Annotated in this window: 22 protein-coding genes and 1 pseudogene; 17 read left to right on the top strand and 6 right to left on the bottom strand. The window is 68.1% G+C overall.

What is annotated here, in order from left to right:
* Positions 1-26: 26 nt before the first annotated feature.
* Positions 27-680, top strand: coding sequence for a hypothetical protein (locus tag GONAM_RS05970; protein ID WP_006865874.1), 654 nt, complete (start codon positions 27-29; stop codon positions 678-680).
* Position 681: 1 nt separating this feature from the next.
* On the opposite strand, the gene GONAM_RS05975 is transcribed toward GONAM_RS05970, so the two are convergent.
* On the bottom strand, positions 682-1,473 hold the full coding sequence (locus tag GONAM_RS05975; protein WP_006865875.1) for a biotin--[acetyl-CoA-carboxylase] ligase: 792 nt from the start codon (positions 1,471-1,473) through the stop codon (positions 682-684).
* Positions 1,474-1,567: 94 nt separating this feature from the next.
* Here GONAM_RS05975 and GONAM_RS05980 point away from each other — a divergent pair, with 94 nt between their 5' ends.
* The 5 genes from GONAM_RS05980 (at position 1,568) to GONAM_RS06000 (ending at position 6,346) form a co-directional block, all read left to right on the top strand.
* Entirely contained in the window at positions 1,568-2,335 is a 768-nt protein-coding gene (locus GONAM_RS05980) for a GntR family transcriptional regulator (RefSeq protein WP_040535549.1), read from the top strand.
* Positions 2,336-2,476: 141 nt separating this feature from the next.
* Entirely contained in the window at positions 2,477-3,580 is a 1,104-nt protein-coding gene (locus GONAM_RS05985) for an LLM class flavin-dependent oxidoreductase (RefSeq protein WP_006865877.1), read from the top strand.
* 190 nt (positions 3,581-3,770) lie between these two features.
* On the top strand, positions 3,771-5,399 hold the full coding sequence (locus GONAM_RS05990) for an acyl-CoA carboxylase subunit beta (RefSeq protein WP_006359257.1): 1,629 nt from the start codon (positions 3,771-3,773) through the stop codon (positions 5,397-5,399).
* 11 nt (positions 5,400-5,410) lie between these two features.
* Positions 5,411-5,647: an acyl-CoA carboxylase subunit epsilon gene (locus tag GONAM_RS05995; protein WP_167330266.1), complete on the top strand. Its 237-nt coding sequence runs from the start codon at positions 5,411-5,413 to the stop codon at positions 5,645-5,647.
* Positions 5,648-5,650: 3 nt separating this feature from the next.
* Positions 5,651-6,346 (top strand): Maf family protein, encoded by a 696-nt coding sequence (locus GONAM_RS06000; RefSeq protein ID WP_006865879.1) that lies wholly within the window; start codon positions 5,651-5,653, stop codon positions 6,344-6,346.
* Between the two features lie 437 nt (positions 6,347-6,783).
* On the opposite strand, the gene GONAM_RS06005 is transcribed toward GONAM_RS06000, so the two are convergent.
* Complete coding sequence (locus GONAM_RS06005) at positions 6,784-7,800, bottom strand: neutral zinc metallopeptidase (RefSeq protein WP_245548580.1); 1,017 nt, start codon at positions 7,798-7,800, stop codon at positions 6,784-6,786.
* Positions 7,801-8,004: 204 nt separating this feature from the next.
* Between GONAM_RS06005 and GONAM_RS06015 the strand changes: the two genes are divergently transcribed.
* From GONAM_RS06015 to GONAM_RS06045, 7 genes and pseudogenes are all read left to right on the top strand, one after another.
* The gene (locus GONAM_RS06015) at positions 8,005-8,901 is read left to right on the top strand and encodes a sulfurtransferase (protein ID WP_006865881.1); all 897 of its coding nucleotides are present in this window, start codon (positions 8,005-8,007) and stop codon (positions 8,899-8,901) included.
* 13 nt (positions 8,902-8,914) lie between these two features.
* Positions 8,915-9,364, top strand: coding sequence for a SufE family protein (locus GONAM_RS06020; protein ID WP_006865882.1), 450 nt, complete (start codon positions 8,915-8,917; stop codon positions 9,362-9,364).
* The gene (locus GONAM_RS06025) at positions 9,361-10,896 is read left to right on the top strand and encodes a condensation domain-containing protein (protein WP_006865883.1); all 1,536 of its coding nucleotides are present in this window, start codon (positions 9,361-9,363) and stop codon (positions 10,894-10,896) included. Before GONAM_RS06020 ends, GONAM_RS06025 begins: the two co-directional genes overlap by 4 nt.
* Positions 10,897-11,105: 209 nt before the next feature.
* Positions 11,106-12,896 carry an acetyl/propionyl/methylcrotonyl-CoA carboxylase subunit alpha gene (locus GONAM_RS06030; protein WP_006865884.1) on the top strand — a complete coding sequence of 597 codons (1,791 nt, stop codon included), beginning with the start codon at positions 11,106-11,108 and terminating at the stop codon, positions 12,894-12,896.
* 358 nt (positions 12,897-13,254) lie between these two features.
* A pseudogene (locus GONAM_RS06035) lies at positions 13,255-13,619 on the top strand (GNAT family N-acetyltransferase).
* A gap of 111 nt (positions 13,620-13,730) precedes the next feature.
* Positions 13,731-14,147, top strand: a complete 417-nt coding sequence (locus GONAM_RS06040) for a MarR family winged helix-turn-helix transcriptional regulator (RefSeq protein ID WP_006865886.1) — start codon at positions 13,731-13,733, stop codon at positions 14,145-14,147.
* 33 nt (positions 14,148-14,180) lie between these two features.
* A complete protein-coding gene (locus GONAM_RS06045; protein ID WP_006865887.1) occupies positions 14,181-14,510 on the top strand; it encodes a rhodanese-like domain-containing protein in 330 nt (109 codons plus the stop codon).
* A 21-nt stretch (positions 14,511-14,531) separates the two neighbouring features.
* On the opposite strand, the gene GONAM_RS06050 is transcribed toward GONAM_RS06045, so the two are convergent.
* A complete protein-coding gene (locus GONAM_RS06050) occupies positions 14,532-15,659 on the bottom strand; it encodes a nitronate monooxygenase (protein WP_006865888.1) in 1,128 nt (375 codons plus the stop codon).
* A 340-nt stretch (positions 15,660-15,999) separates the two neighbouring features.
* Here GONAM_RS06050 and GONAM_RS06055 point away from each other — a divergent pair, with 340 nt between their 5' ends.
* Positions 16,000-16,485, top strand: coding sequence for a 5' nucleotidase, NT5C type (locus tag GONAM_RS06055; protein ID WP_006865889.1), 486 nt, complete (start codon positions 16,000-16,002; stop codon positions 16,483-16,485).
* Between the two features lie 35 nt (positions 16,486-16,520).
* Here GONAM_RS06055 and GONAM_RS06060 read toward each other — a convergent pair whose 3' ends face one another.
* On the bottom strand, positions 16,521-17,843 hold the full coding sequence (locus tag GONAM_RS06060; RefSeq protein ID WP_040535556.1) for an NAD(P)/FAD-dependent oxidoreductase: 1,323 nt from the start codon (positions 17,841-17,843) through the stop codon (positions 16,521-16,523).
* 74 nt (positions 17,844-17,917) lie between these two features.
* Between GONAM_RS06060 and GONAM_RS06065 the strand changes: the two genes are divergently transcribed.
* Genes GONAM_RS06065 through GONAM_RS06075 form a run of 3 tightly spaced genes read left to right on the top strand, consistent with a single transcriptional unit; the run spans position 17,918 to position 21,542 of the window.
* Positions 17,918-18,433 carry a (2Fe-2S)-binding protein gene (locus GONAM_RS06065; protein WP_040535559.1) on the top strand — a complete coding sequence of 172 codons (516 nt, stop codon included), beginning with the start codon at positions 17,918-17,920 and terminating at the stop codon, positions 18,431-18,433.
* Positions 18,430-19,440 (top strand): FAD binding domain-containing protein, encoded by a 1,011-nt coding sequence (locus tag GONAM_RS06070; RefSeq protein WP_006865892.1) that lies wholly within the window; start codon positions 18,430-18,432, stop codon positions 19,438-19,440. Before GONAM_RS06065 ends, GONAM_RS06070 begins: the two co-directional genes overlap by 4 nt.
* Positions 19,437-21,542, top strand: coding sequence for a xanthine dehydrogenase family protein molybdopterin-binding subunit (locus tag GONAM_RS06075; protein WP_006865893.1), 2,106 nt, complete (start codon positions 19,437-19,439; stop codon positions 21,540-21,542). The genes GONAM_RS06070 and GONAM_RS06075 overlap by 4 nt, the downstream gene beginning before the upstream one ends.
* A 1-nt stretch (position 21,543) precedes the next feature.
* Here the strand turns inward: GONAM_RS06075 and GONAM_RS06080 are convergent, their stop codons facing one another.
* Positions 21,544-22,266: a hypothetical protein gene (locus tag GONAM_RS06080; protein WP_006865894.1), complete on the bottom strand. Its 723-nt coding sequence runs from the start codon at positions 22,264-22,266 to the stop codon at positions 21,544-21,546.
* Between the two features lie 208 nt (positions 22,267-22,474).
* Positions 22,475-23,047 carry a nucleotidyltransferase family protein gene (locus GONAM_RS06085; protein WP_006865895.1) on the bottom strand — a complete coding sequence of 191 codons (573 nt, stop codon included), beginning with the start codon at positions 23,045-23,047 and terminating at the stop codon, positions 22,475-22,477.
* Between the last annotated feature and the right edge of the window lie 33 nt (positions 23,048-23,080).

Genomic DNA, 23,080 nt, shown 5'->3' on the forward strand with positions numbered 1-23,080 from the left:
TGGGGCGGTCGGCGAGGAGAGATGTGATGACCTACCAGGACCCGCGGGGCCCGCACCGCGATCCCGATCCCCGGACCGCCCGCTACGAGTCCGGCTACAACCCCGATTCGCGTGCCTACAGCCAGCAGGGCGCGCCCTACGAGGAGCCGTACCGCGACCAGTACCCCGCCGAGCCCTACGGCGGCGGCGACGCCTACCGCGCCGCGGGCGGATATGCGGAGCAGCCGCGGCCGGCGCGGGCGCCGCGACGCGGCCCGGACGTCAACCCGGTCACCTTCGCCGGTGGAGTGGTGATGACCGGTGTGGTCACCGGCCTGGCGGCCTGGCTGGTCGCGTGGATCATCTCGGCCTTCGTCGAGAAGGTGAACGAGTCCGGCAAGCTCGGGGTGTGGAATCCGGTGGCGGCCAGCGAGATCTGGTTCGGCGTCGTGGGCTTCCTGTGCGCGCTCGCCGCGGGCGCCCTCTGGTACGTCCTCCAGCTGATCACGCCGGCGCCCAACCAGTTCTACCGCTGGATCGTCGGCCTGCTGCTGGTCGCCGCGGTCCTGATTCCGATCCTCACCTACCAGCAGACCTCGGTCGGCATCGAGACCGCGATCCTGCACTTCGTCATCGGCCTGCCGCCGTTGACGATCATCCCCGCGATGGGCATCAAGAGCCTGCAGCGTCCTGCCGGCTGATCTAGACCGGCCGCAGGTGCGTGACGTCGCCTGCGGCCGCGATCACCTGCCGCCCGTCGGCGTCGACGACGATCCGCCCGGACGCGTCGACGCCGGTCGCGGTGCCGACGACCTCCTCGTCGCCGGGCAGCACCAGCCGTACGCGGCGCCCGATGGTGTCGCTGTCCTCCCGGTAGCGGGCCGCGAGTCCGTCGACGTCGTGCGGCCAGAGGTCGAGCAGCTCCGACAACGCCCGCAGGTACGACGCCGCGAGCTCGGTGAGCGGGACGTCTTTGCCGGTCGCCAGCTGCAACGACGTCGCGGTGGGCACCGGCAACTGCTCCTGCGTCATCGTCGTGTTGAGGCCGGTCCCGATCACCGCCACTCCCCCGTCCCCGTGCCGGGTGTGCGGCGAACGCGTGTACTCCGACAGGATTCCGGCGGTCTTGCGCCCCTCGATCAGAACGTCGTTGGGCCACTTGAGGGTCGGCCGCACGCCCACCGCCTCGCCGATGCCCTGGACCGCGGCGAGGCCGGCCAGCAGCGACAGCCAACCGAGGTCCTCGGTGTGCTCACCGACCTCCACCGCCACCGACGTCGCCAGCTGGGTCCCGCGCGGCGCCGTCCACGTCCGCGCGTGACGTCCGCGGCCCGCGGTCTGATCGGTGGTCAGGCGTACCGTCCCGTCGATCGATTCGGTGGCCGCGCGTGTCACGAGATCGGCGTTGGTCGACCCCGTCGCGTCGACCACCTCGATCCGGTGCCAGCGCGTGTCGGCGAGTCGGGTCCGGAGCAGATCGGCGTCGAGGGTCATGTCTGAAGAACCTACTGGGTGCCTCGCCCAGGGATGACGAGCGGCGCAAACCCGCGGAAACGTTTGCGTAGCAAACGGTCCCTAGTGTGCGCACATGGATGTCGATGTCTTCGCCCAGCCCTCGAAACACCCACGGATGCACGGCGGATCGGCTCGAGGCCGCCACTCCACCGTGCGATGGGTGCGCGACATGATCGCGGCGTCGATCCGCGCGGGCCATCTGCCGGAGTCTGCACAACTCGCCGAGGACGCGCTCGTCAGCGAACTCGGCGCGAGCCGCGGAACGGTCCGCGCCGCGCTCCGGTCGCTCGCCGAGGACGGTCTTCTCGTCCGGAGACCCCGGGTGGGGACCATCGTCCATCCGCGACATGCGCGGCTCGAGATCTCCGACACCGTGGACAAGTCGTGGCAGGACCCCGAGATCTCGCTGCAGATCCTCGATCAGCGCACGGTCGCGACGACCGAGTTCCTCCGGTCATGTCTGGCGACGGAGGACGAATCCGTCCGGCTCCTCGACATCTTGTTCCGACGCCACGGCGAGGTGATCGGGGTCCGGACCGCCTACTTCTCCGCGGAGGTCACGTTCGACTTCGACGCGTACACGGGTCCGGTCACGATGGGTTCTGTGTCCTCCCTGCACTTTTCGGCGCCCATCGCGATTGTGGTGACCGAGGTGACGGCCGCGGCTGCCGACGCCCGGACGAGCGAACAACTCGGTATCGCCGAGGGCTCGCCGGTGTTGTGCCGGACCCAGGTGTTCTCTGATGCAGACGGGCGTCCGCTGCAGGTGTCCTTCGACCACTACCGCGCCGACCGGACGTCGTTCGTCACCGACCCGCTGGCAGTCACGATGCAGGATTGAGCATCGTCGCAGGTAGAGGGCGCGAGCACCGGCGCAAAGTTCGTTTACGCCGTCGGAACGGTCCACGAAACACCGGATTCATACCTTCATCTCAGAACGCCCCGGCGATCTTCTCCCGCTCACCTCACCCCAGGAGTCTCGATGATGAAGTACGGCGTCTTCCTCCCGACGGTCAACAACGGTTACATCCTGTCCAAGGCCTCCCCGCAGTACATGCCGAGTTATGAACTGAACAAACAGATCTCGGTCGACGCCGAGGCTGCCGGCTACGAATTCGTGCTGACCATGTCCAAGTTCCGCGGCTACGGCTCCGAGGGCAGCGGCTTCTGGGACTACGCCCAGGACCCGCTCGCGGTCGTCGGACCGCTCATCGGCGCGACGTCGACCGTCAAGATCTGGGGCTCGGTCGGCGCACCGTCGGTCCATCCGGCGATGGCCGCCCGGATCGCCGCCACCTACGACGACGCCAGCGGCGGCCGGTTCGGCATCAACATCGTCGCCGGGTGGAACCGCAGTGAGTACGCGCAGATGGGTCTGTGGCCGGGCGAGGACTACCCGAGCAAGCGCTACGGATACGTCGACGAGTACGTCCACATCCTGCGGACCCTCTGGGAGACCGGACGGATGACGTACGAGAGTGAGCATTTCCGGCTCGACGACTGCCTTGTGCAGCCGACACCGCGTCACGGGGTCACGGTGATCATCCCGGGTCAGTCCCCGCGGTCGATCGAGGCCGCCGCCAACCGCGCCGACGTGAACTTCGTGCTGGGTGACTTCGATCAGGTCGCCAAGGCACGCGCCGACCTCGTCTCCGTCGCCTCGCGGGCAGGGCGCGACGTCGGGACCGCTGCGCTGTACGGCATCATCACCGCCCCCACCGATGCCGAGGCGGTGGAGATGGTGCAGTCGTTCGCCGCCGACACCGACGTCGAGGCCGCGGACGGGCTCCGCGCCGCAGCCGCCGGCGACCCGACCGGGATGTCGGCGAAGATCCAGACCCAGGAGCGCCGCCAGGTGCTCGACGTCGACTTCGACCACCCGACCCGCGCCGCGGTCGTCACCGGTTCCTGCCTGTTCCACCCGCACCTCGTCGGCTCCTACGACCGCATCGCCGCATTCCTCCACGATCTCGACCAGGTCGCCGGCGTGGACCGCAGCGTGTTGTCGTTCCCCGACTACACGACCGACGTCTCCGCCTTCATGCAGAACGTGGCGCCGCGCGTCAGTCACCTCGCTGCGGTGTGAGTCGGATCGCGGTCTCGCGCAGGTCGTCCGCCGACCCGCGCGGGACCGCGTCCGTCCAGCTCAGAGGCACCCGAGGGAACCGGAAAACGGACAAACAGACCGCCACCGACCGATCGCTCGGGAACCTGAGGGATATCTCACGTTGATCCGGTTGACGTGGCTCACACTCAGGTAGTTAGCATCGACAGTCATGACCACAGCTTCACGCGACGATTCCGCCGCTCCCGACATCCACACGACAGCGGGGAAGCTCGCCGATCTGCGCAATCGTCTCGAAGAGGCGAAGCACCCCGTGGGCGAGGCCGCCGTCGAGAAGACCCATGCGAAGGGCAAGCTGACCGCCCGCGAGCGGATCACCCACCTGCTCGACGAGGGATCGTTCGTCGAACTCGACGCGCTCGCCAAGCACCGCAGCACCAACTTCGGTCTCGCCGAGCGTCGACCGGTCGGAGACGGTGTGGTCACCGGCTACGGCACGATCGACGGCCGCGAGGTCTGCATCTTCTCGCAGGACGCCACCGTCTTCGGCGGCAGCCTCGGTGAGGTCTACGGCGAGAAGATCGTCAAGGTCATGGATCTGGCCATCAAGACCGGCCGCCCGCTGATCGGCATCAACGACGGCGCCGGCGCCCGTATCCAGGAGGGCGTGGTCTCCCTCGGCCTGTACGGCGAGATCTTCCACCGCAACGTCCGCGCCTCGGGTGTCATCCCCCAGATCTCGCTGATCATGGGTGCCGCCGCCGGCGGCCATGTGTACTCGCCCGCACTGACCGACTTCGTGGTCATGGTCGACAAGACCAGCCAGATGTTCATCACCGGCCCGGACGTCATCAAGACCGTCACCGGTGAAGAGGTCACGCAGGAAGAACTCGGCGGCGCGACCACCCACATGGCCAAGTCGGGCACCGCACACTACGTCGCCTCCGACGAGGAGGACGCGCTCGAGTACGTCAAGGAGCTCCTGAGCTACCTGCCGAGCAACAACCGCGCTGACGCACCTCGCCTGCCGGTCGCGCAGCCGGCCGCCGGGTCCATCGAGGACACCCTGAACGACGAGGACCTCGAGCTCGACACGCTCATCCCGGACTCGCCGAACCAGCCGTACGACATGCACGAGGTCATCCGTCGCATCCTCGACGACGACGAATTCCTCGAGATCCAGGCCGATTACGCGAAGAACATCATCGTCGGTTACGGCCGCGTCGACGGACGCAGCGTCGGCATCGTCGCCAACCAGCCGACCCAGTTCGCCGGCTGCCTCGACATCGACGCCTCGGAGAAGGCCGCCCGCTTCGTGCGCACCTGCGACGCCTTCAACATCCCGATCGTCACCCTGGTGGACGTGCCCGGCTTCCTGCCCGGTACCGACCAGGAGTACCGCGGCATCATCCGACGCGGCGCCAAGCTGCTCTACGCCTACGGCGAGGCAACGGTCGGCAAGATCACCGTCATCACCCGCAAGGCCTACGGCGGCGCATACGACGTCATGGGCTCCAAGCACATGGGCGCCGACGTGAACCTCGCGTGGCCGACCGCGCAGATCGCCGTCATGGGCGCCTCCGGCGCCGTCGGCTTCGTCTACCGCAACCAGCTCAAGGAAGCCGCCGCGAAGGGCGAGGACGTCGACGCACTGCGCCTCGAGCTGCAGCAGGAGTACGAGGACACCCTCGTCAACCCGTACGTCGCCGCGGCCCGCGGATACGTCGACGCGGTCATCCCGCCGAGCCACACCCGCGGCCAGATCGCGACCGCGCTCAAGCTGCTCGAGCGCAAGATGGTCAACCTGCCGCCGAAGAAGCACGGGAACATCCCCCTGTGAGCGAGAGCGGCGTGAGTGAGGCATCCGTGAACGAGAGCACCGAGAAGGCGGCAGAGAAGCCGTTCCTGACCGTCGTCAACGGCAACCCGACCGACGAGGACCTCGCCGTTCTGGTGAGCGTCCTGGCCGGCGCGGGCGCCGGTGGGGGCGAGCCGGAACCGGAGATCCGCAACGACTGGGGCCGGCCCGTCGACCGGTTGCGTCCGCAGTGGGGCGCACCGTCGAGCTTCACCAACCTGCGCTACTGACACGTGCCTGACTCCCAGATCGGGTCGAACACACACGAGACCGGGCCGGCCACCGCCGGCCCGGTCTTCGTGCTCGGGTCCGCGTCCCCCGCCCGTCTTCGGGTTTTGCGTGCCGCGGGTGTCGAACCGGTGGTCCGTGTCTCGGACGTGGATGAGGACGCGGTGCTGGCCCAGTTGCCGCCCGGCACTCCCCCCGATGCCGTGGTCGCCGCACTGGCGCGCGCGAAGGCCGAGGCCGTCGCCGCGCTCCCGGACATCGCCGGCGCGGTCGAGAACGGCGAGACGGTCGTGGTGATCGGCTGCGACTCGATGCTGCTTCTCGGCGATCGTCTGCTGGGCAAGCCGCACACCCCCGAACGCGCACTGGCCCAGTGGTGCGAGATGCGCGGGCGCAGCGCCGATCTGCTCACCGGCCATCACCTGATCCGGCTGAGCCCCGGCGCCGATTCCGCCACTGCGACCGGGACCTCCTCCACGACAATTTATTTCACCGACGCCGACGACGACGTGATCGCGCGCTACGTCGACAGCGGCGAACCGTTGCAGGTCGCGGGTGCCTTCACCCTCGACGGCCTCGGCGGCTGGTTGGTCGAGCGCATCGACGGCGACCCGTCGTCGGTCATCGGGATCGGCCTACCACTCGTGCAGCGCCTGCTGACCGAGGCCGGACTGTCGGTCACCGACTTCTGGCAGCACTGAGCCCACCCAGATTGATGTCGCGTGCGACGTTATTCCGCATCCGTCCATCCGCGGCGATGCCGCTCCCGAGGAGCGAGCGAGCGCTCCCACTCGCTGCCTGATCCGAAAGAGCGCGACGCACCCATGTCCGCTGCCTGATCCGAAAGAGCGCGACGCACCCAGCTCTGCTGCCTGAGGTGCGAGCGCAGCGTCCCCCTCGCTCCCTGAGGTGCGAGCGCAGCGAGCCTCGAAGGGTCAGCGCACCTCGAACCACTCGACCAGTACAGCCCGGTGAACTGACGAAAAATTCGTCCCCGTGAGCACCATCCGAGGGCATATTGCCCTCGAAAGCCGCTCAGGGGGACGAGATTTTCGCGCCGCCGTGCCGCATTCTCCCGGGTCCCGCTGCGCGGCGATTGATGTCGCGTGCGACGCCATTCCTACCCGCTCATTCGGCGTCACTCGACCTCGAAGAACTCCGGCCAGTACCGCTGCAGGCAGTCCACCGGCTGCCCCTGGCGATTGAACGTCAGACCGGTGAGGCCGATGGTCAGCGCTCGCGCACGCTCGACCGCCGAGCCGTGGCCCGTCGCCCCGCCGGTGTCGCCGATGATCGGGAGCAGCGTCGCGACCTGCAGGATCTCCTTGGGTCCCAACCCGTCACGCTGGTAGGCGGTGGCGGCCCAGTTCGCGGCCAGGCAGTCGGCGACCAGCTCACTGTTCTTGCCCTGCGGCAGGCGTCGTTCCGGGATGTCGAAGGCCTCCGCCATCCGGAAGACCACGTTGTGCCCGTACTCGTGGGCGACGACGATGGCGGCGGTGAAGTCGCCGACTATCGGCGACGGCACCCCGAAGACGTTCCCGTCCCAGATGGCGGCGAAGGTGTCGACCGGCAGCACGATGCTGCCTTCGGTCTCCTGCCCCTCACCGTTGGGCTCCTCGTCGACCCCGCAGAAGAAGGCGTTGGCCTCGTCGGACGCTATCCGGTTCGACGCCCCGTCCTCGTCGATGCACTCGGTGGCGAAGGTGGTGCCCGACTCGATGAGGACCCGTCCCGGCGCGGGGTCACCCCAGCCGAGTTCGCCGAACCAGCCGCCCCAGGTCTGGTCGAGGTCGTCGAGCAGCGTGGTGAGGTACTTCGGTACCGCGGTGTCGACGTTGGACGAGTTCACCCCGCTCGTCATGAGCTCTGCCGCGGGTGTCGCCAGTTCGGGGCAGTCGTCGAGACTGCACCGGCCGGGGTCGGCGTTGCTCGGCGTCGACGACGGGATCCTCGACCGCGACGGCGAACTCGGGGTCGGCGACCCCGGCTCTGCGGACGAAGTCGACGACGACGCTCGGCTCGACGAGTCGTCGGCGGAGATGAGCGAACATCCGCTCGTCGCGGCGAGCACGGCCACCGCCAGCGGGACACCCCACCGCATGAGTCGCGAGACACTCCGGCGCTCCACCCGAGCCCCACGTCGATCGATCATTGGGCGAACTTAGCAGGCAACCACCCCACTGACCTGCGGTTTGTCATCCGACCGAAGCACGGCCCCGTTGGGCACCACAGACCGCACCCGATCTGCCACCGGGCGGTCCCGCGGGGCGATGCCCTACCCTTTATCTCCGGGACCGGTCACGGTCCGCGCGATGAATGTCGAGACGCCCGAACGCACCAAGCTGGAGAACAGACCGTGAGTGTTGAAACCGACCCGAATCCGGCCTTCGCCGAGTACGCCCACCCCGAGCGGTTGGTGACCACTCAGTGGCTGTCGGCTCACCTGGGCGCGAAGGGCCTCAAGATCATCGAATCCGATGAGGACGTGTTGCTCTACGACATCGGCCACATCCCCACCGCGCAGAAGATCGACTGGCACCTGCACCTCAACGATCCGGTCACCCGCGATTACATCAACGGTGAGCAGTTCGCAGAACTGATGCGCAGCAAGGGAATCGAGCGCAACGACACCATCGTCATCTACGGCGACAAGTCCAACTGGTGGGCAGCCTACGCACTCTGGGTGTTCACGTTGTTCGGTCACGAGGACGTGCGCCTGCTCGACGGCGGTCGCGACGCGTGGATGGCCGAGGACCGCGACACCTCCTTCGACGTCCCCGAGTACCCGCGGTCGGACTACCCCGTCGTCGAGCGCGACGACACCAAGATCCGCGCCTTCGCCCCGCAGGTCCTCGAGGTGCTCGGCACCGAGCCACTCGTCGACGTCCGTTCGCCGCAGGAGTACACCGGCGAACGCACCCACATGCCCGACTACCCCGAAGAGGGCGCACTGCGCGGCGGCCACATCCCCACCGCGGTGTCGATCCCGTGGGCCAAGGCCGCCGCACCGGACGGCCGGTTCCGTTCGCGCGCCGAGCTCGATGAGATCTACGGCGACCTCGACAAGGACACCCCGACCATCGCCTACTGCCGCATCGGCGAGCGGTCCAGCCACACCTGGTTCGTGCTCACCCACCTGTTGGGGTACACCAAGGTTCGCAACTACGACGGATCGTGGACCGAGTGGGGCAACGCGGTGCGCGTGCCCATCGCGGTCGGCGACGAGCCGGGTGCCGCACCCGGCTCCAAGTGAGCCCTGATCGACGATGAGTTTGCCCGCAGCCCTGGCCGAGATCGTCGATGACTTTGCCGCGCTTGGTGATTCGGACAAGATCACCTTGCTCCTGGAGTTCGCCGACGAACTCCCCGACCTCCCTGAGCATCTGCAGCAGGAAGCGATGGAACCGGTACCGGAGTGCCAGTCACCGGTGTTCCTGTCCGTCGACGCCGGTGATCCGGGATCGGTACGCCTGTACTTCACCGCGCCGCGCGAGGCACCGACCACGCGCGGCTTCGCGGCGATCCTGCACCAGGGACTGGACACCGCCTCGGCACAGGAGATCCTCGACGTCCCGTCGGACTTCTACTACGACCTCGGCCTGGGCAGCGTGGTCAGCATGCTCCGTCTCCGGGGTATGGCGGGCATGCTCGGCCGGATCAAGGCGCAGGTTCGCAATCAGACCTCCGGTTCCGGGTCCGACGCACCCGGGGCATGAAGTTCATCCAGATCCGCGATGAGCCCATCGCCCCGGGAGGGCTCGTCGAGTGGACTCCCTATGTCCCCGGCGGACTGGGAGCGTGGGATCACGACTCCCGCCTGACCTCGCACAACCACGAGCAGCACCTACGTGCGGCCTTCGAGTACCGCGTGCAGACGCAGCGCGAGGGCGGCCGCGAGGCGTGGCTTGGTCTGTCGATCGAGTTCGACGAGCCGTTGTCGATCCCGGCGATCCGCTCGGTGCTGACCCAGTGGATCGACCGCCACGAGGTGCTGCGCAGCCATGTGGTGATCAAGGGCACCGGCTTGCAGCGGCTCACCACCGACCCGGGCACCGTGAAACTCAAGATGGGCCGGATCGGCTGGTTCCGCGAGTCCGGGCCGCTCGTCGAGCAACTCGGCGGTTCCTTCGACCGTGCCACCGCACCGCTGCACTGGCCCGCCTACCTGTTCGCGACGGTGGGCCGGGCCGATTCGTTCACACTGCTGTTCGCCGCCGACCACTCCCTCGTCGACGGGTACTCGCTGATCATGGCCCAACAGGAGCTGGTCTCGCTGTATCGCGCGGCTCGGGAACACCGCAGCGCCAACCTGCCCGAGGTCGGCAGCTACGTCGACTTCAGCGCCGAGGAACGACGCCTCGCGGACCAGACCGGCGGCGACCATCCGGCGGTGGCCCTGTGGTCGGAGTTCCTGCGCACGGGCGCCGGCGACATGCCCGCCCTGCTGCGCTCACACGCCGATGACGTCGAGAACGCCGACCGCGAGTACCTCGAGGAGACGACGATCCCGCAGGAGTCGCTGTGGGGTGTCATCGCCGACGACGCCACGGCCAATCGCTTCACCGCGATCTGCTCGGAAGCCGGCGGAACGCTGACCGCCGGCATCCTCGCCGCGTTCGCGATGGTCCATCACGAGATGACGGGCGACGCGGACTTCCGCTGTGTGTTGCCCCGCCACACTCGCAACGACACCCAGTGGCTGACGTCCCTGGGCTGGTTCGTCGGCGTCGCACCGTTCTGGGTCGACATGTCCGACTCACCCACGTTCGATCAGGCGGTCGCCCGTTCCACCGCCGTCCTCAAGCGCGGCCGTCAGGGCGCCGCGCTGCCGTTCCTTCGGGTGGCGGAACTGATCGGTCATCAGGGAGAGCCGCGGTTTGTCATCTCGTTCATCGACACCCGCTATGCCCCGGGATCCGGGGCCGCCGACGCCGGGCGCGCGAAGGTGATCCGCAGCCACAGCTACTCGCCGCACGAGGTCTACATCTGGATCAACCGCACACCGTCCGGTTTGCGCTATTCAGCCCGTTTTCCGCGCGAATCCCCTCTTCGCGAGTACGGCGTCGACGAGGCGTCGGCCGACATCACCGTCGTCGGGGCCCCGATGCCTGATGCGTCACCTTTTCCACTCGACGCGGAGGCGAGCGCCATCGACCCGACCATCGGTCCTGTACACGCCTACCTGCACAATTTCGCCGAACTCGTCCGTCGGCTCGGTGATGCGAGCACGTTCTCCGCGGCGTTGTGACCCACGGCTCCACCGAACGTTTGCTCGGTGGGCTAGGGTATTGGCCGGAAGGTCGCGATGCTGGACTCCCGGCGTCGTCCATCGCCCGAGCCGTCCGCATCCCGGTCGACGAGGGTGTACCCCCCGTCTTGACCGTTTGTCCGACAACCGTGTCGCGCGCTAGCCCCGCGCTGCGAACACCTGAGTACGAGTAAGGCCCAGGAGAACAAGTGCCCAGTACCTCTTCCGCAATCAGCAAGGTCCTCATCGCCAACCGTGGCGAGATCGCTGTCCGCGTGATCCGCGCAGCCCGGGATGCGGGCCTCGCGAGCGTCGCCGTGTACGCCGAGCCCGACGCGGACGCACTGTTCGTCAAGCTCGCCGACGAGGCGTTCGCACTGGGCGGCCAGACCTCGGCCGAGTCGTACCTCGTGTTCGACAAGATCCTCGACGCCGCCGCCAAGTCCGGTGCCGACGCGATCCACCCCGGCTACGGCTTCTTGTCCGAGAACGCCGATTTCGCCCAGGCCGTCATCGACGCCGGGCTGATCTGGATCGGACCGTCGCCGCAGTCGATCCGCGACCTCGGTGACAAGGTCACCGCCCGCCACATCGCCCTCAAGGCCGACGCCCCGATGGCACCCGGCACCAAGGACCCGGTCAAGGACGCCGACGAGGTCGTCGCCTTCGCCAAGGAGCACGGCGTGCCCGTCGCCATCAAGGCCGCCTTCGGTGGCGGTGGCCGCGGCATGAAGGTCGCCTACACCATCGAGGAGATCCCCGAGCTGTTCGAGTCGGCGACCCGTGAGGCCGTCGCCGCCTTCGGTCGCGGCGAGTGCTTCGTGGAGCGCTACCTGGACAAGGCCCGCCACGTCGAGGCCCAGGTCATCGCCGACCAGCACGGCAACGTCATCGTCGCCGGCACCCGCGACTGCTCGCTGCAGCGTCGTTTCCAGAAGCTCGTCGAGGAGGCCCCGGCGCCGTTCCTGACCGACGAGCAGCGCACCAAGATCCACGAATCCGCCAAGGCCATCTGCCGCGAGGCCGGCTACTACGGCGCGGGCACCGTCGAGTTCCTGGTCGGCAACGACGGCCTGGTCTCGTTCCTCGAGGTCAACACCCGCCTGCAGGTCGAGCACCCGGTCACCGAGGAGACCGCGGGCATCGACCTCGTGCGTCAGCAGTTCCGCATCGCCAACGGCGAGAAGCTCGAGTTCACCGAGGACCCGACCCCGCGCGGCCACGCCTTCGAGTTCCGCATCAACGGCGAGGACGCCGGCCGCAACTTCCTGCCGGCCCCCGGCCCCATCTCGGTCTACAAGGAACCCACCGGCCCCGGCGTGCGCGTCGACTCCGGCGTGGTCGAGGGCGACGTCATCGGCGGCCAGTTCGACTCGATGCTGGCCAAGCTGATCGTCACCGGTGAGAACCGCGAGCAGGCGCTCGAGCGTTCGCGTCGCGCGCTCGCCGAGTTCCAGGTCGAGGGTCTGGCCACGGTCATCCCGTTCCACCGCCACATCGTCTCCAACCCCGCCTTCATCGGCGACGGCGAGAAGTTCGACGTCTACACCAAGTGGATCGAGACCGATTGGGACAACCCGATCGAGCCGTACACCGGTGGACAGCCGATCGAGGAGGACGACGCCGCACCGCGCCAGAAGGTCGTGGTCGAGGTCGGCGGACGCCGCGTCGAGGTCTCGCTGCCGGGCGATCTCGCCCTCGGTGGCGGCGGCGGTTCGACCAACGGTGTCATCCGCAAGAAGCCCAAGGCCCGCTCGCGCAAGAAGGGCGGCGGCGCAGCCGTTTCCGGTGACGCCGTGGCCGCACCGATGCAGGGCACCGTCGTCAAGGTCGCCGTGGAAGAGGGCCAGGAGGTCGCCGCCGGCGATCTGGTCGTCGTCCTCGAGGCCATGAAGATGGAGAACCCGGTCACCGCCCACAAGGACGGCGTCGTCACCGGCCTGTCCGTCGAGGCCGGTGCCGCGGTCACCCAGGGCACCGTGCTGCTCGAGCTGAAGTAACCCCTCGCTGCCTGAGGTGCGAAGAATTCCCTCTCGCTGCCTGAGGTGCGAAGGATTCCCTCTCGCTGCCTGAGGTGCGAGGAGCGAAAGCGACGAGCCACGAAGGCCTGGTGGGATGATCTCGCCAGCCCTTCGTGGCTCGCTTCGCTCGCACCTCAGGGAGCAGTGATCGGCCCCCTCGCTCGCACCTCAGGGAGCAGTGATCGGCCCCCTCGCTCGCACCTCAGGGAGCAGCGGCCGGCCCCTCGCTCGCTGCTCCCGGAGCAAAGATCGGCCTCCCCGCTCCCTGAGTAGCGAGGTCGCGTAGCCCAAACCCGCTCCCTGAGTAGCGAGCCTGCGAGCGTATCGAAGGGACACCGTGCAACCAGTCGAGATCAACGCGCCGGGACGTGGTATCTGCGTTCGCTTCGTGCGGACGACCGGATCACCGACGTCCCGACGTTGTCTCTTCTCGGGGTCGACTCCCCCGCCGACTACGTAGCGTCGGCGAATGACGACTGGGACAATGAGACCCGCTTCGTGTGGGCTATCTGCATCCCCACCACCGGCGAGCTCATCGCGCTGATCGGGGTGACCCCGGACGGCTCCTCCGGCGAGATGTGGGGCTTGGCGCGTGAGGGCTACGACGAGGCGCTCGACGCCGCGATCGGCCCGGTGTCACGCTTCGCCGAGGGGGCGTTGGGCCTGACTGTGCCAGAGCACTTCACACGAACCATCCGCTGAAACCCTCCCTGTGTCACGAGCCCGATCGACGTCGCACGCGACCTCGTTTCGCCACCGTCGAATCTCCCCGGCTCCCGCGTCGGCATCCTGATGACTTGCTAGCCTGCCCGCATGACCGAGCCTCCGCCGTTCAGTCCCACGATCACGCTGCTCACGTTGAGCCGGGTCTGGGAATCCGAGCTCGCGGCCGCACTCAAACCGCTCGGGCTCAACACCCGAAAGTACGGGCTCCTCGGCCACATTCGCGGCACTCCGGGGATCTCGTTCAGCGAACTCGCGCGACGGTCGCGCATCACGGTCCAGAGCGTGCACTCCGCGGTGTCGGGCTTCGTCGAGGCCGGACTCGTCGACGACGGCACCGCGCACGCAGGCAGCGCGTCGAGCCTGCGGATCACTCCGGCGGGCGAGGACATCCTGTCGCGGGCGGCCGGCGAGGTGGCCCGACTCGACACCGAGTTCTCCGCGCGCGACCTCGAACTGACACAAGCTCTCCGCAACCACATGATGCGGTCCTTTCCGGAGAGCTGACACCCGAGCCGACCTTCAGTTAGGCTGAAGGTTGTGAGAGTTCGCCACTACTTGCGCCGGCCGCCGACCGTGTCCGCGACCGAGGCCCTGCAGCTGGTGCACGACGGCGCGCTGGTCGTCGACGTTCGCCGCGACTTCGAATGGAACCGGGTTCACATCCCCGATGCGGTTCACATGCCGCTGGAGGTACTGCCCGACCGGTGCATCGAGCTACCGGAAGACACCCTCCTGATAGCGTTCTGCACCGGCGGAATCAGATCCGCCGGTGCAGCAAATCTCCTCGTGGAGAACGGCTTCGATGCCGTGAACATGAGCGGCGGCCTGATCGGCTGGCGCGCCGCGGGTGGCGAACTCAGCGAATGAGCCCGCCACCGGTCACGTGAACTAGGCCGTCGCGTTCGCGAACGCGTCGAGGTTGCCGGTCGCCTCGATGTACTCGGTCACCCAGCGTTCGATGACCGCCGAGGTCTTCTCGACCTTCTTGAACTGCCCGACGACCTGGCCGACAGGGTTGAAGGCGACGTCGATGCTCTCGTCGGGATGCTTGTGCGTCGCGGCGACCGCCATGCCGGACACCATGTACTGCAACGGCATTCCCAGCGGATCGGGGTTCTCGGGGTTCTCCCAGGCCTCGGTCCAGTCGTTGCGCAGCATGCGGCACGGCTTGCCGGTGAACGAGCGGCTGCGGACGGTGTCGCGGCTCGACGCATCGATGTAGGTCTGCTGCTGGACGGGGGTGTTCTCCGCTTCCTCGACCATCAGCCACTGCGAACCGCTCCACGCGCCCTGCGCACCGAGTGCGAGTGCGGCCGCGATCTGCTCACCGCTGCCGATACCACCGGCGGCCAGAACCGGCACGGGCGCAACCTCTTTGACGACCTGCGGCCAGAGCACGATCGAACCGACCTCACCGCAGTGGCCGCCGCCCTCGCCGCCCTGGGCGATGATGATGTCGACACCGGCGTCGGCGTGCTTGCGCGCCTGCTTAGGCGAACCGCACAGCGCGGCGACCTTGCGTCCGGCGGCCTGGATCTTCTCGATCATGTCCTTCGGCGGCGTGCCGAGCGCGTTCGCGATCAAGGTGACCTTCGGGTGCTGCAGCGCGATCTCGACCTGCGGCGTAGCGGTCGCCTCGGTCCAGCCGAGCAGCTGCAGCGAGTTGTCGTCGCCGTCGGCGAGCGGCACCCCGTGGTCGAGGAGCAGCTTGCGGCCGAACTCGAGGGTCTCGTTGGGGACCATCGACTGGAGCAATTTGGTGAGTTCCTCGGCCGACATGTTCGCGTCCATGCCCTCGTACTTGTTGGGGATCACGATGTCGACGCCGTACGGGTGATCGCCGATGTGCTCGTCGATCCAGTTCAGCTCGATCTCGAGCTGCTCCGGCGTGAAGCCCACCGCGCCGAGCACCCCGTAGCCGCCCGCCTTGCTGACCGCGACCACGACGTCACGACAGTGGGTGAACGCGAAGATCGGGAACTCGATACCGAGCTCATCGCAGATCGGGGTGTGCATACAGACTCCTCGCCAGTGTCAGAATTAGAACGTGTTCTAATCTGGATACCAGGCTGCGCGTCGTCGGACAAGCGTTCCGCGGAACACCCGTCCCGGGTCCGAGGGCCGCTGACCGGCGAACCTCGACTCGACTCCCAGACGTCGATCGAGGTCTGCCAGTCGAGATGAGTTCGACCGGATGACACGACTTCGACGAGAACTGTCGTACCCCTGCCCTATCCTGCAGATGTCAGGTGATCCTCCCGGTTCCGGTGAGGCGCCTTCCTTCCGCCCCGACTCGGGGCACACTCACCGAACGCGCCGCCCCAGCGGCGCCGCACTACGTCCGAGAGGGCCAACAATGACAGACCACATTGCGAGACAACCCAAGAAGATCCTCTACGTCGACATGGACAACACCCTCGTCGACTTCCAGTCCGGGATCGACAAGCTGAGCGACGCCGAGCGCAAGAGGTTCGAGGGCGATCTCGACGACGTCCCCGGCATCTTCTCGCTCATGGACCCGATGGATGGCGCCATCGAGGCCTACGAAGAACTGGCAAAGCTTTTCGACACCTACATCCTCTCGACCGCGCCCTGGGACAACCCCATGGCGTGGACCGAGAAACTGCTCTGGGTGAAGATGCACTTCGGCCGCGACAAGAAGTCGCCCGCCTACAAGCGGGTCATCCTGTCGCACCACAAGAACCTGAACAAGGGCGACTTCATCATCGACGACCGAACCATGCGCGGGGTCGACGCCTTCGAGGGCGAGCACATCCACTTCGGCCAGGCCGGCTTCGAAGACTGGGAAGAGGTCGTCGCATACATGCGCACGAAGGCCTGATCACGCCCGAGTGCCCGGCGATCGAACCCTCTTGACTACGTCGTATCTCGGCGGGCGTATGGGGTTCGCGCAGTCTCGGTATCTCCGTAGATGATCGCCCGTTCGCGACGGGATTCGGTGATCAGCGTTGCACCCCAGGTCATCACGGTGCCGAGGCGGTTGCGGACGCCGGCGAGGAAGGCGATGTGGATGACGCCCCACGCGACCCAGCCCGGGAACCCCGACATCTGGAACCGTCCCGACTGCACGATGGCGCGACGGCGCGCGATGTAGGCGGCGGTTCCGAGGTCGCGATACTTGAACGGCGCCCGTTCCTGTTTGCCCGCAACGGTTTCGGCGATGACCTTGCCCGCGTGGTGGCCACCCTGCATGGCGACCTCGGCGACGCCGGCGAGGTCCTTGTACGCCATCATGTCGCCGGCGACGAACACCTCGGGATGGCCGGGGACCGAGAGGTCCGCCTCCACCGGGATCCGGCCCGCCCGGTCCTGTTCGACGCCGAGCGCCGCCGCCAGGGTGTTGGCGAACGGGACGGCCTCGACGCCGGTGGTCCACAGCGTCGTTCGCGCCGGGTACCGGTCCTTGTGCTTGTCGGCCTTGCGGGTGGTCTCCACGTAGTCGTCACCGACGTCGGTCACGTGCACGCCGAGGTGCGTCTCCACGCCGAGGTCGTCGAGAGTCCGTTGGGCACTGGCCGAGAGCCGGGCGTCGAACGACGGCAACACCCGTTCCCCACCGTGCAACAGCAGGACCCGCGCCTGGGCGGGATCGATGGCGTCGTACTCACGCTCCAGCGCCCTGGTGGCGAGCTCGCGGATCTGACCGGCGAGCTCCACTCCCGTCGGTCCGCCCCCGGCGACCGCGAATGCCAGCCAGGACCGCTGTTCCTCGGGGTCGGTGATCGTCTCGGCCATCTCGAACGCGGCCATGATCTTGCGGCGGATCGTCAGCGCGTCGTCGAGGGTTTTCATCCCCGGTGCGTACTTCGCGAACTGGTCGTTGCCCCGGTACGCGGTCCGCATCCCGGTCCCGACCACGAGGTAGTCGTAGGGCAGGCGGAACGACGACCGGTCGAGACGGTCGACGACGACCTCCCGCGCCTGCACGTCGATGTCGGCGGCCTCCCCCAGGACGACGTCGAGATTGCGCTGGCGCCGGGTCAGGTGCCGGATCGGACTCGAGATCGCACCTTCCGACAGCAAACCGGTGGCGCATTGGTAGAGCAGCGGCTGGAAGACGTGGCTGGTGCTGCGATCGACCAAGGTCACGTCGACCGGGGCACTCCGTAGCCGGCGGACGCAGTGCATCCCCGCGAATCCTGCACCGATGACGACGACTCTGGGTCTCGAGGGGGCCATTCCGCCGATTGTTCCAGACTGATACGGACCCGTGGGATTGGTTTGGGCTTCGCGTCGCGGGGTATCCGCGCCGTGTGGAAACCAGGGTTTCTCTCTCGGTCAACGGTGTGGCCCACGACGTCGTCGTCGACACCCGCACCACCCTGCTGGACGGTCTGCGCGACCGCCTCGGCATCTTCTCGCCCAAGAAGGGTTGCGATCACGGCCAGTGCGGCTCGTGCACCGTCCTCGTCGACGGTCGGCGCATCGTCAGTTGCCTGTCGTTCGCGGTCAGCTACGAGGGCTCCGAGATCGTCACCGCGGATGGACTTGCCGAACCCGGCGATCTCCATCCCCTGCAGCAGGCGTTCATCGACCAGGACGCCTTCCAATGCGGGTACTGCACGCCCGGCCAGGTGTGCTCGGCAATCGGCATGCTCGACGAGGCGAAGAACGGGCACCCCAGCCACGCCACCGACGACCTCGACCCCGACGCGGCGCACGAGGCCCTCAGCGACGAGGAGATCCGGGAACGGATGAGCGGCAACCTGTGTCGCTGCGCGGCCTACCCCAACATCGTCGCGGCGATCCGGCAGGCGGCGGAAGGATGATCCCCTTCACCTACGAACGCGCCGACGACGTGGCGAGCGCCGTCGACTTCCTCCGCGACCATCCCGGAGCGAAACTGCTCGCCGGCGGCACCAACCTCGTCGACCACATGAAACTCGGTGTCGCCAACCCGCCTGCACTCGTGGACATCTCACGACTCCCCCTGGACCAGATCAGTGAGAACGCCGACGGTTCCCTGCGTCTCGGCGCGACCGCCCGCAACGCCGACACAGCTGCCCATCCCCTGGTCCGACGCCGCTACCCGATCCTCGCCCGCGCGCTGCTGGCGGGCGCATCACCGCAGTTGCGCAACCTGGCGACCAACGCCGGAAACCTGCTGCAGCGGACGCGATGCGTCTACTTCCAGGACGTCACGACGCCGTGCAACAAGCGCTCACCCGGTAGCGGCTGCTCGGCGATCGGCGGCTACACGCGCTATCACGCCATCCTCGACACTCCCGGCGCCGACGACCCGAACACCTGCGTGGCCACCCACCCGTCGGACATGGCCGTCGCGCTCACCGCCCTGGATGCGCGGATCGTCGTGCAGGGTCCGGACGGCGAACGCGAACTCGATGTCCGCGCGCTGTACCGCCACCCCGGTGAACATCCCGACCTGGACACGGTCCTCGACCCGCACGACGTCATCGTCGCGATCGACATCCCCGCGCCGCCGGCCGGGTCCGTCTCGACGTACCGCAAGGTCCGCGACCGGGCGTCGTATGCCTTCGCACTGGTCTCGGTCGGCGCGGAGATCACCATGGACGGGGACACGACCGACGGGGGCACCATCGGCGAGGCGCGGATCGCCCTGGGCGGCGTCGCGCACAAACCCTGGCGCGCCGAACGCGCCGAAGCCGTCCTCCGCGGGCGGCAACCGTCGCGCGAGTTGTTCACCGAGGCAGCCGATGCCGAACTCGCCGACGCCCGGCCCCTGGACGGGAACGAGTTCAAGATCCCACTCGTCCATCGCACCCTCAGCGCCGTCCTCGAGGAGCTGACCCGATGAGCGTCGTCGGATCGTCGCCCGCCCCCATCGGCCATGCGCGGATCGACGGCGTCGAAAAGGTCCGCGGCACAGCGCCGTACGCATACGAACACCTCACCGACGCAACCTACCTGTGGCCGATCACCGCGACCATCGCCCGCGGCCGGGTGACCTCGATGGACACCGCCGCAGCGGAATCGACCGAAGGTGTCGTCGCGGTCCTCACCATCGACAATGCACCCCGGCTGGCCGACACCTCCGACGGCGATCTCACGATCCTGCAGACGCCGGAGGTCGCCTACCGCGGTCAACTCATCGGCGCTGTGGTCGCCGAATCTCCCGAAATCGCCCGGGAGGCAGCAGCTTCGGTGACCGTGTCCTACGACGAGGCACCCCATGACACCGAGTTCCGCGCCGACCATCCCAATCGGTACCGGCCGGAGAAGGTGAACGGCGGCTTCGAACCCACGTCCGAGAGCGGCGAACCCGACCGGATCCTCGACGACCCTCCGTCCGGTTCGGTGGTGGTCGACGAGTGGTACTCCACGCCGGAAGAGCACAACAACCCGATGGAACCACACACCGTGGTCGCGACGTGGGCGCCCGACGAGAAGCTCCTCACCCTGTACGACTCGACGCAGTCGACGCAGGGCGTGGTCTCCGCGTTGGCGCCCGTCCTTGGACTCGAACCCGCACAGATGCGGGTGATCGCGCCGCATGTCGGGGGCGGGTTCGGGTCCAAGGGTTCCCCTCATTCGCACGACGTGCTGGCCGCCATGGCCGCGATGCGGGTGCCCGGCCGGGCCGTGAAGTTCGCGGTGACGCGCCAGCACATGTTCGCCTACGTCGGCCATCGTGCGCCGACGCGTGCCCGGCTGCGCATCGCCGCGGACGGCGACGGCAACATCACCGCATTGATCCACGAGGCACACGCGCACTCCGCTCATGCGAAGGAGTTCGCCGAGCAGGCGGCCGTCTCGTCGCGGATGATGTACACCGCCCCCAACCGGCGCACCGACCACCACGTCGTCCCCCTCGACGTCCCCCCGCCGTTCTGGTTCCGCGCCCCCGGCGAAGCGCCCGGGATGTTCGCGGGTGAGGTCGCGATCGACGAACTCGCCCACGCCGTCGGACTCGACCCGATCGAGCTGCGCGTCCGCAACGAACCCGCCGACGACCCGGAGAGCGGGAAACCGTGGTCGTCGCGGCAGCTCGTCCGATGTCTCCGCGAGGGCGCCGAACGGTTCGGCTGGGACCGTCGCCGCGCCGAGCCCGGCACAACCCGCGACGGACGGCAGCTCATCGGGTACGGCGTCGCGGCGTCGACGTATCCGCACATGGTGAACCCGGGCAACGAGGCCTCCATCTCCTATCGGGACGGCCGGTACGCGGTGCGGATCGCGGCCACCGACATCGGCACGGGAGCGTGGACGGCACTGACGCTCATCGCCGCCGATGCGCTCGGGATCGAGCCGGAACAAGTCGACCTGCAGATCGGTGACAGCGCCCTGCCGAGCGGCTCTGTCGCGGGCGGGTCGTCGGGCACATCGTCGTGGGGATCGGCGATCGTCGCCGCGGCACAACGATTTCGCACCCGGTTCGGCGACGCTCCGGCCGACGGCGCCGAGGTCAGCGCCGAGACCGACGAGAACCCCGATCTGAAGAAATTCCGGATCGCCTCGTTCGGTGCCCACTTCGTCGAGGTCCGCGTCGACGTCGACACCGGCGAGATCCGCGTCCCCCGCATGCTCGGGGTGTTCTCGATCGGGCGCGCCATCAATCCGCGCACGGTGCGGTCCCAGCTCATCGGGGGGATGACGTTCGGCATCTCGATGGCACTGCTCGAGGAGAGCGTCCGCGATCCGCGCTTCGGGCACGTCGTCACCCAGGATCTCGCCGAATACCACGTCCCTGTGCACGCCGACATCGCCGACATCGACGCCGTCTGGCTCGACGATCCCGACGAACACGCGACGCCGATGGGATCGCGCGGTGCCGGCGAGATCGGCATCGTCGGCAGTGCCGCGGCCGTCGTCAACGCGGTGTACAACGCAACCGGCGTGCGCGTCCGGGACCTGCCCGTGCACCTCGACGACCTGCTCGAGGATTTACCGGACCAGTGAGTCAGCCGACTCCCGGATAGGTCGACCAGCCCGGTACCGCGGGCGACACCGGCCACGGCTCGTCGGCCTGGGCAGGAAGCCAGTGCGGCATCCCCACCTGTCGCGTTGCCGCGCAAGCCTTCTGGTCGGTGGTCGGGGTGGGATACAGGGCGGAGAAGTCGTACCGCGAGGTGTACCAGCCGCCGAAGACGTCGGTCTCCGGCGTCCGCTGACCACCCCGCGGAGCCGCCGGCGGCTGGTCCCCGGTGCGTCGGATGTCGATTTCGACGGGACGCGAAGTGTCATACCCGACCGCCCACGTCCCATCGCTCTCCACCGAACGATATCCCTGACGGCACAGCACGATTCGCGTCCAGTCGACGTCGTCGACGCGTCGTAGGCCGGTGTAGAACGCGGTGCCGACCTGGCGCCGGGCCGCGGAGACCTCGGACGGGTAGGCGGTCACCATCTGGTCGATGTTCGACGGCGAGGCCTCGGCGAACCCCGGGTATCCCCACTCGACCGACGCCCCGGCGTTGGCGAGTTCGAACGACTCGACGTAAGCGCGGACGAAGGTGCCCTCGGCGGACTGGGGGTCGAGCACCGGTGTGGACGACCAACGGAAAGTGGTGTCGAAACCGGGCGGGAGGTGGGAGTCCTGGGCGGCGGGGCGATCGGGCGGAGCCTGGTCCGGCGATCCCGCGCACGCGGCCAGTCCGAGACCCGCGGCCAGCGCGGCGACCATCGCGACGATTCGACGGCGGTGTCCTCGCGCCACGTGATCACCTTCTTCGACGGTGATGGTCTTCGACGGGCCCGGTGTGCGCCGGCTCTGGCTGTACCGACGCGGGCTCTGTCTGCACCCTATGCACGGACGATCGGCAGAAGCGGGATCCGCGTGCACCGGAAAGGCGACGAGAAGGTCTCGAAATGGGCACGCCGTAGGGGGAGGCTCATTCCCGGGTGTCGATGTCCTGTCCCGTGGCCAGGTCGCCGCATTCGATGCAGGTCACCTGTTGATCTCGCAGGTACCGCTGCGCACCCACATCCCCGTGGATGACCTCGGCTGCGGGACCGAGATGGTCGGCGCCGATGTACACCGGATGCCCCCGCCGGCCGTCGAAGACGGCACGTACCAGATCCCCGCGCCGCCCTCCGGATGCCTCGACGATGCGACGCACCACGTCGGGTCCGACATCGGGGGTGTCGACCACCGTGAGCACCACACCGCCCACTGCGGGCCGACGCTTCGCCCAGTCGAGCGCCGCCGACACCGACGCGCCTATTCCGTCGGCCCAGTCGTCGACGACGAGTGCGGTGGTGCCGGCGGGCGGCTCGACGACCGCAGCCCCCATTGCGACCGCGATGTCCGCGCACCCACCGGCCCGGAGCGCGTCCGTCGCGGTCTGCAACCAGCGGCCGTCGTAGGCGAGGATCTTGGGCATCCCGTACCGGCTGCCGGCGCCGGCGGCGAGCACCACACCGAGAACCTCACCGATCTCGTTGTCCGCACCTGACGCCGTCACCGTTCCATCTTCCCAATCCCAGGAGCCGTTGGT

Origin of the sequence: Gordonia namibiensis NBRC 108229, from assembly GCF_000298235.1 — a bacterium.
Lineage (GTDB): Bacteria > Actinomycetota > Actinomycetes > Mycobacteriales > Mycobacteriaceae > Gordonia > Gordonia namibiensis.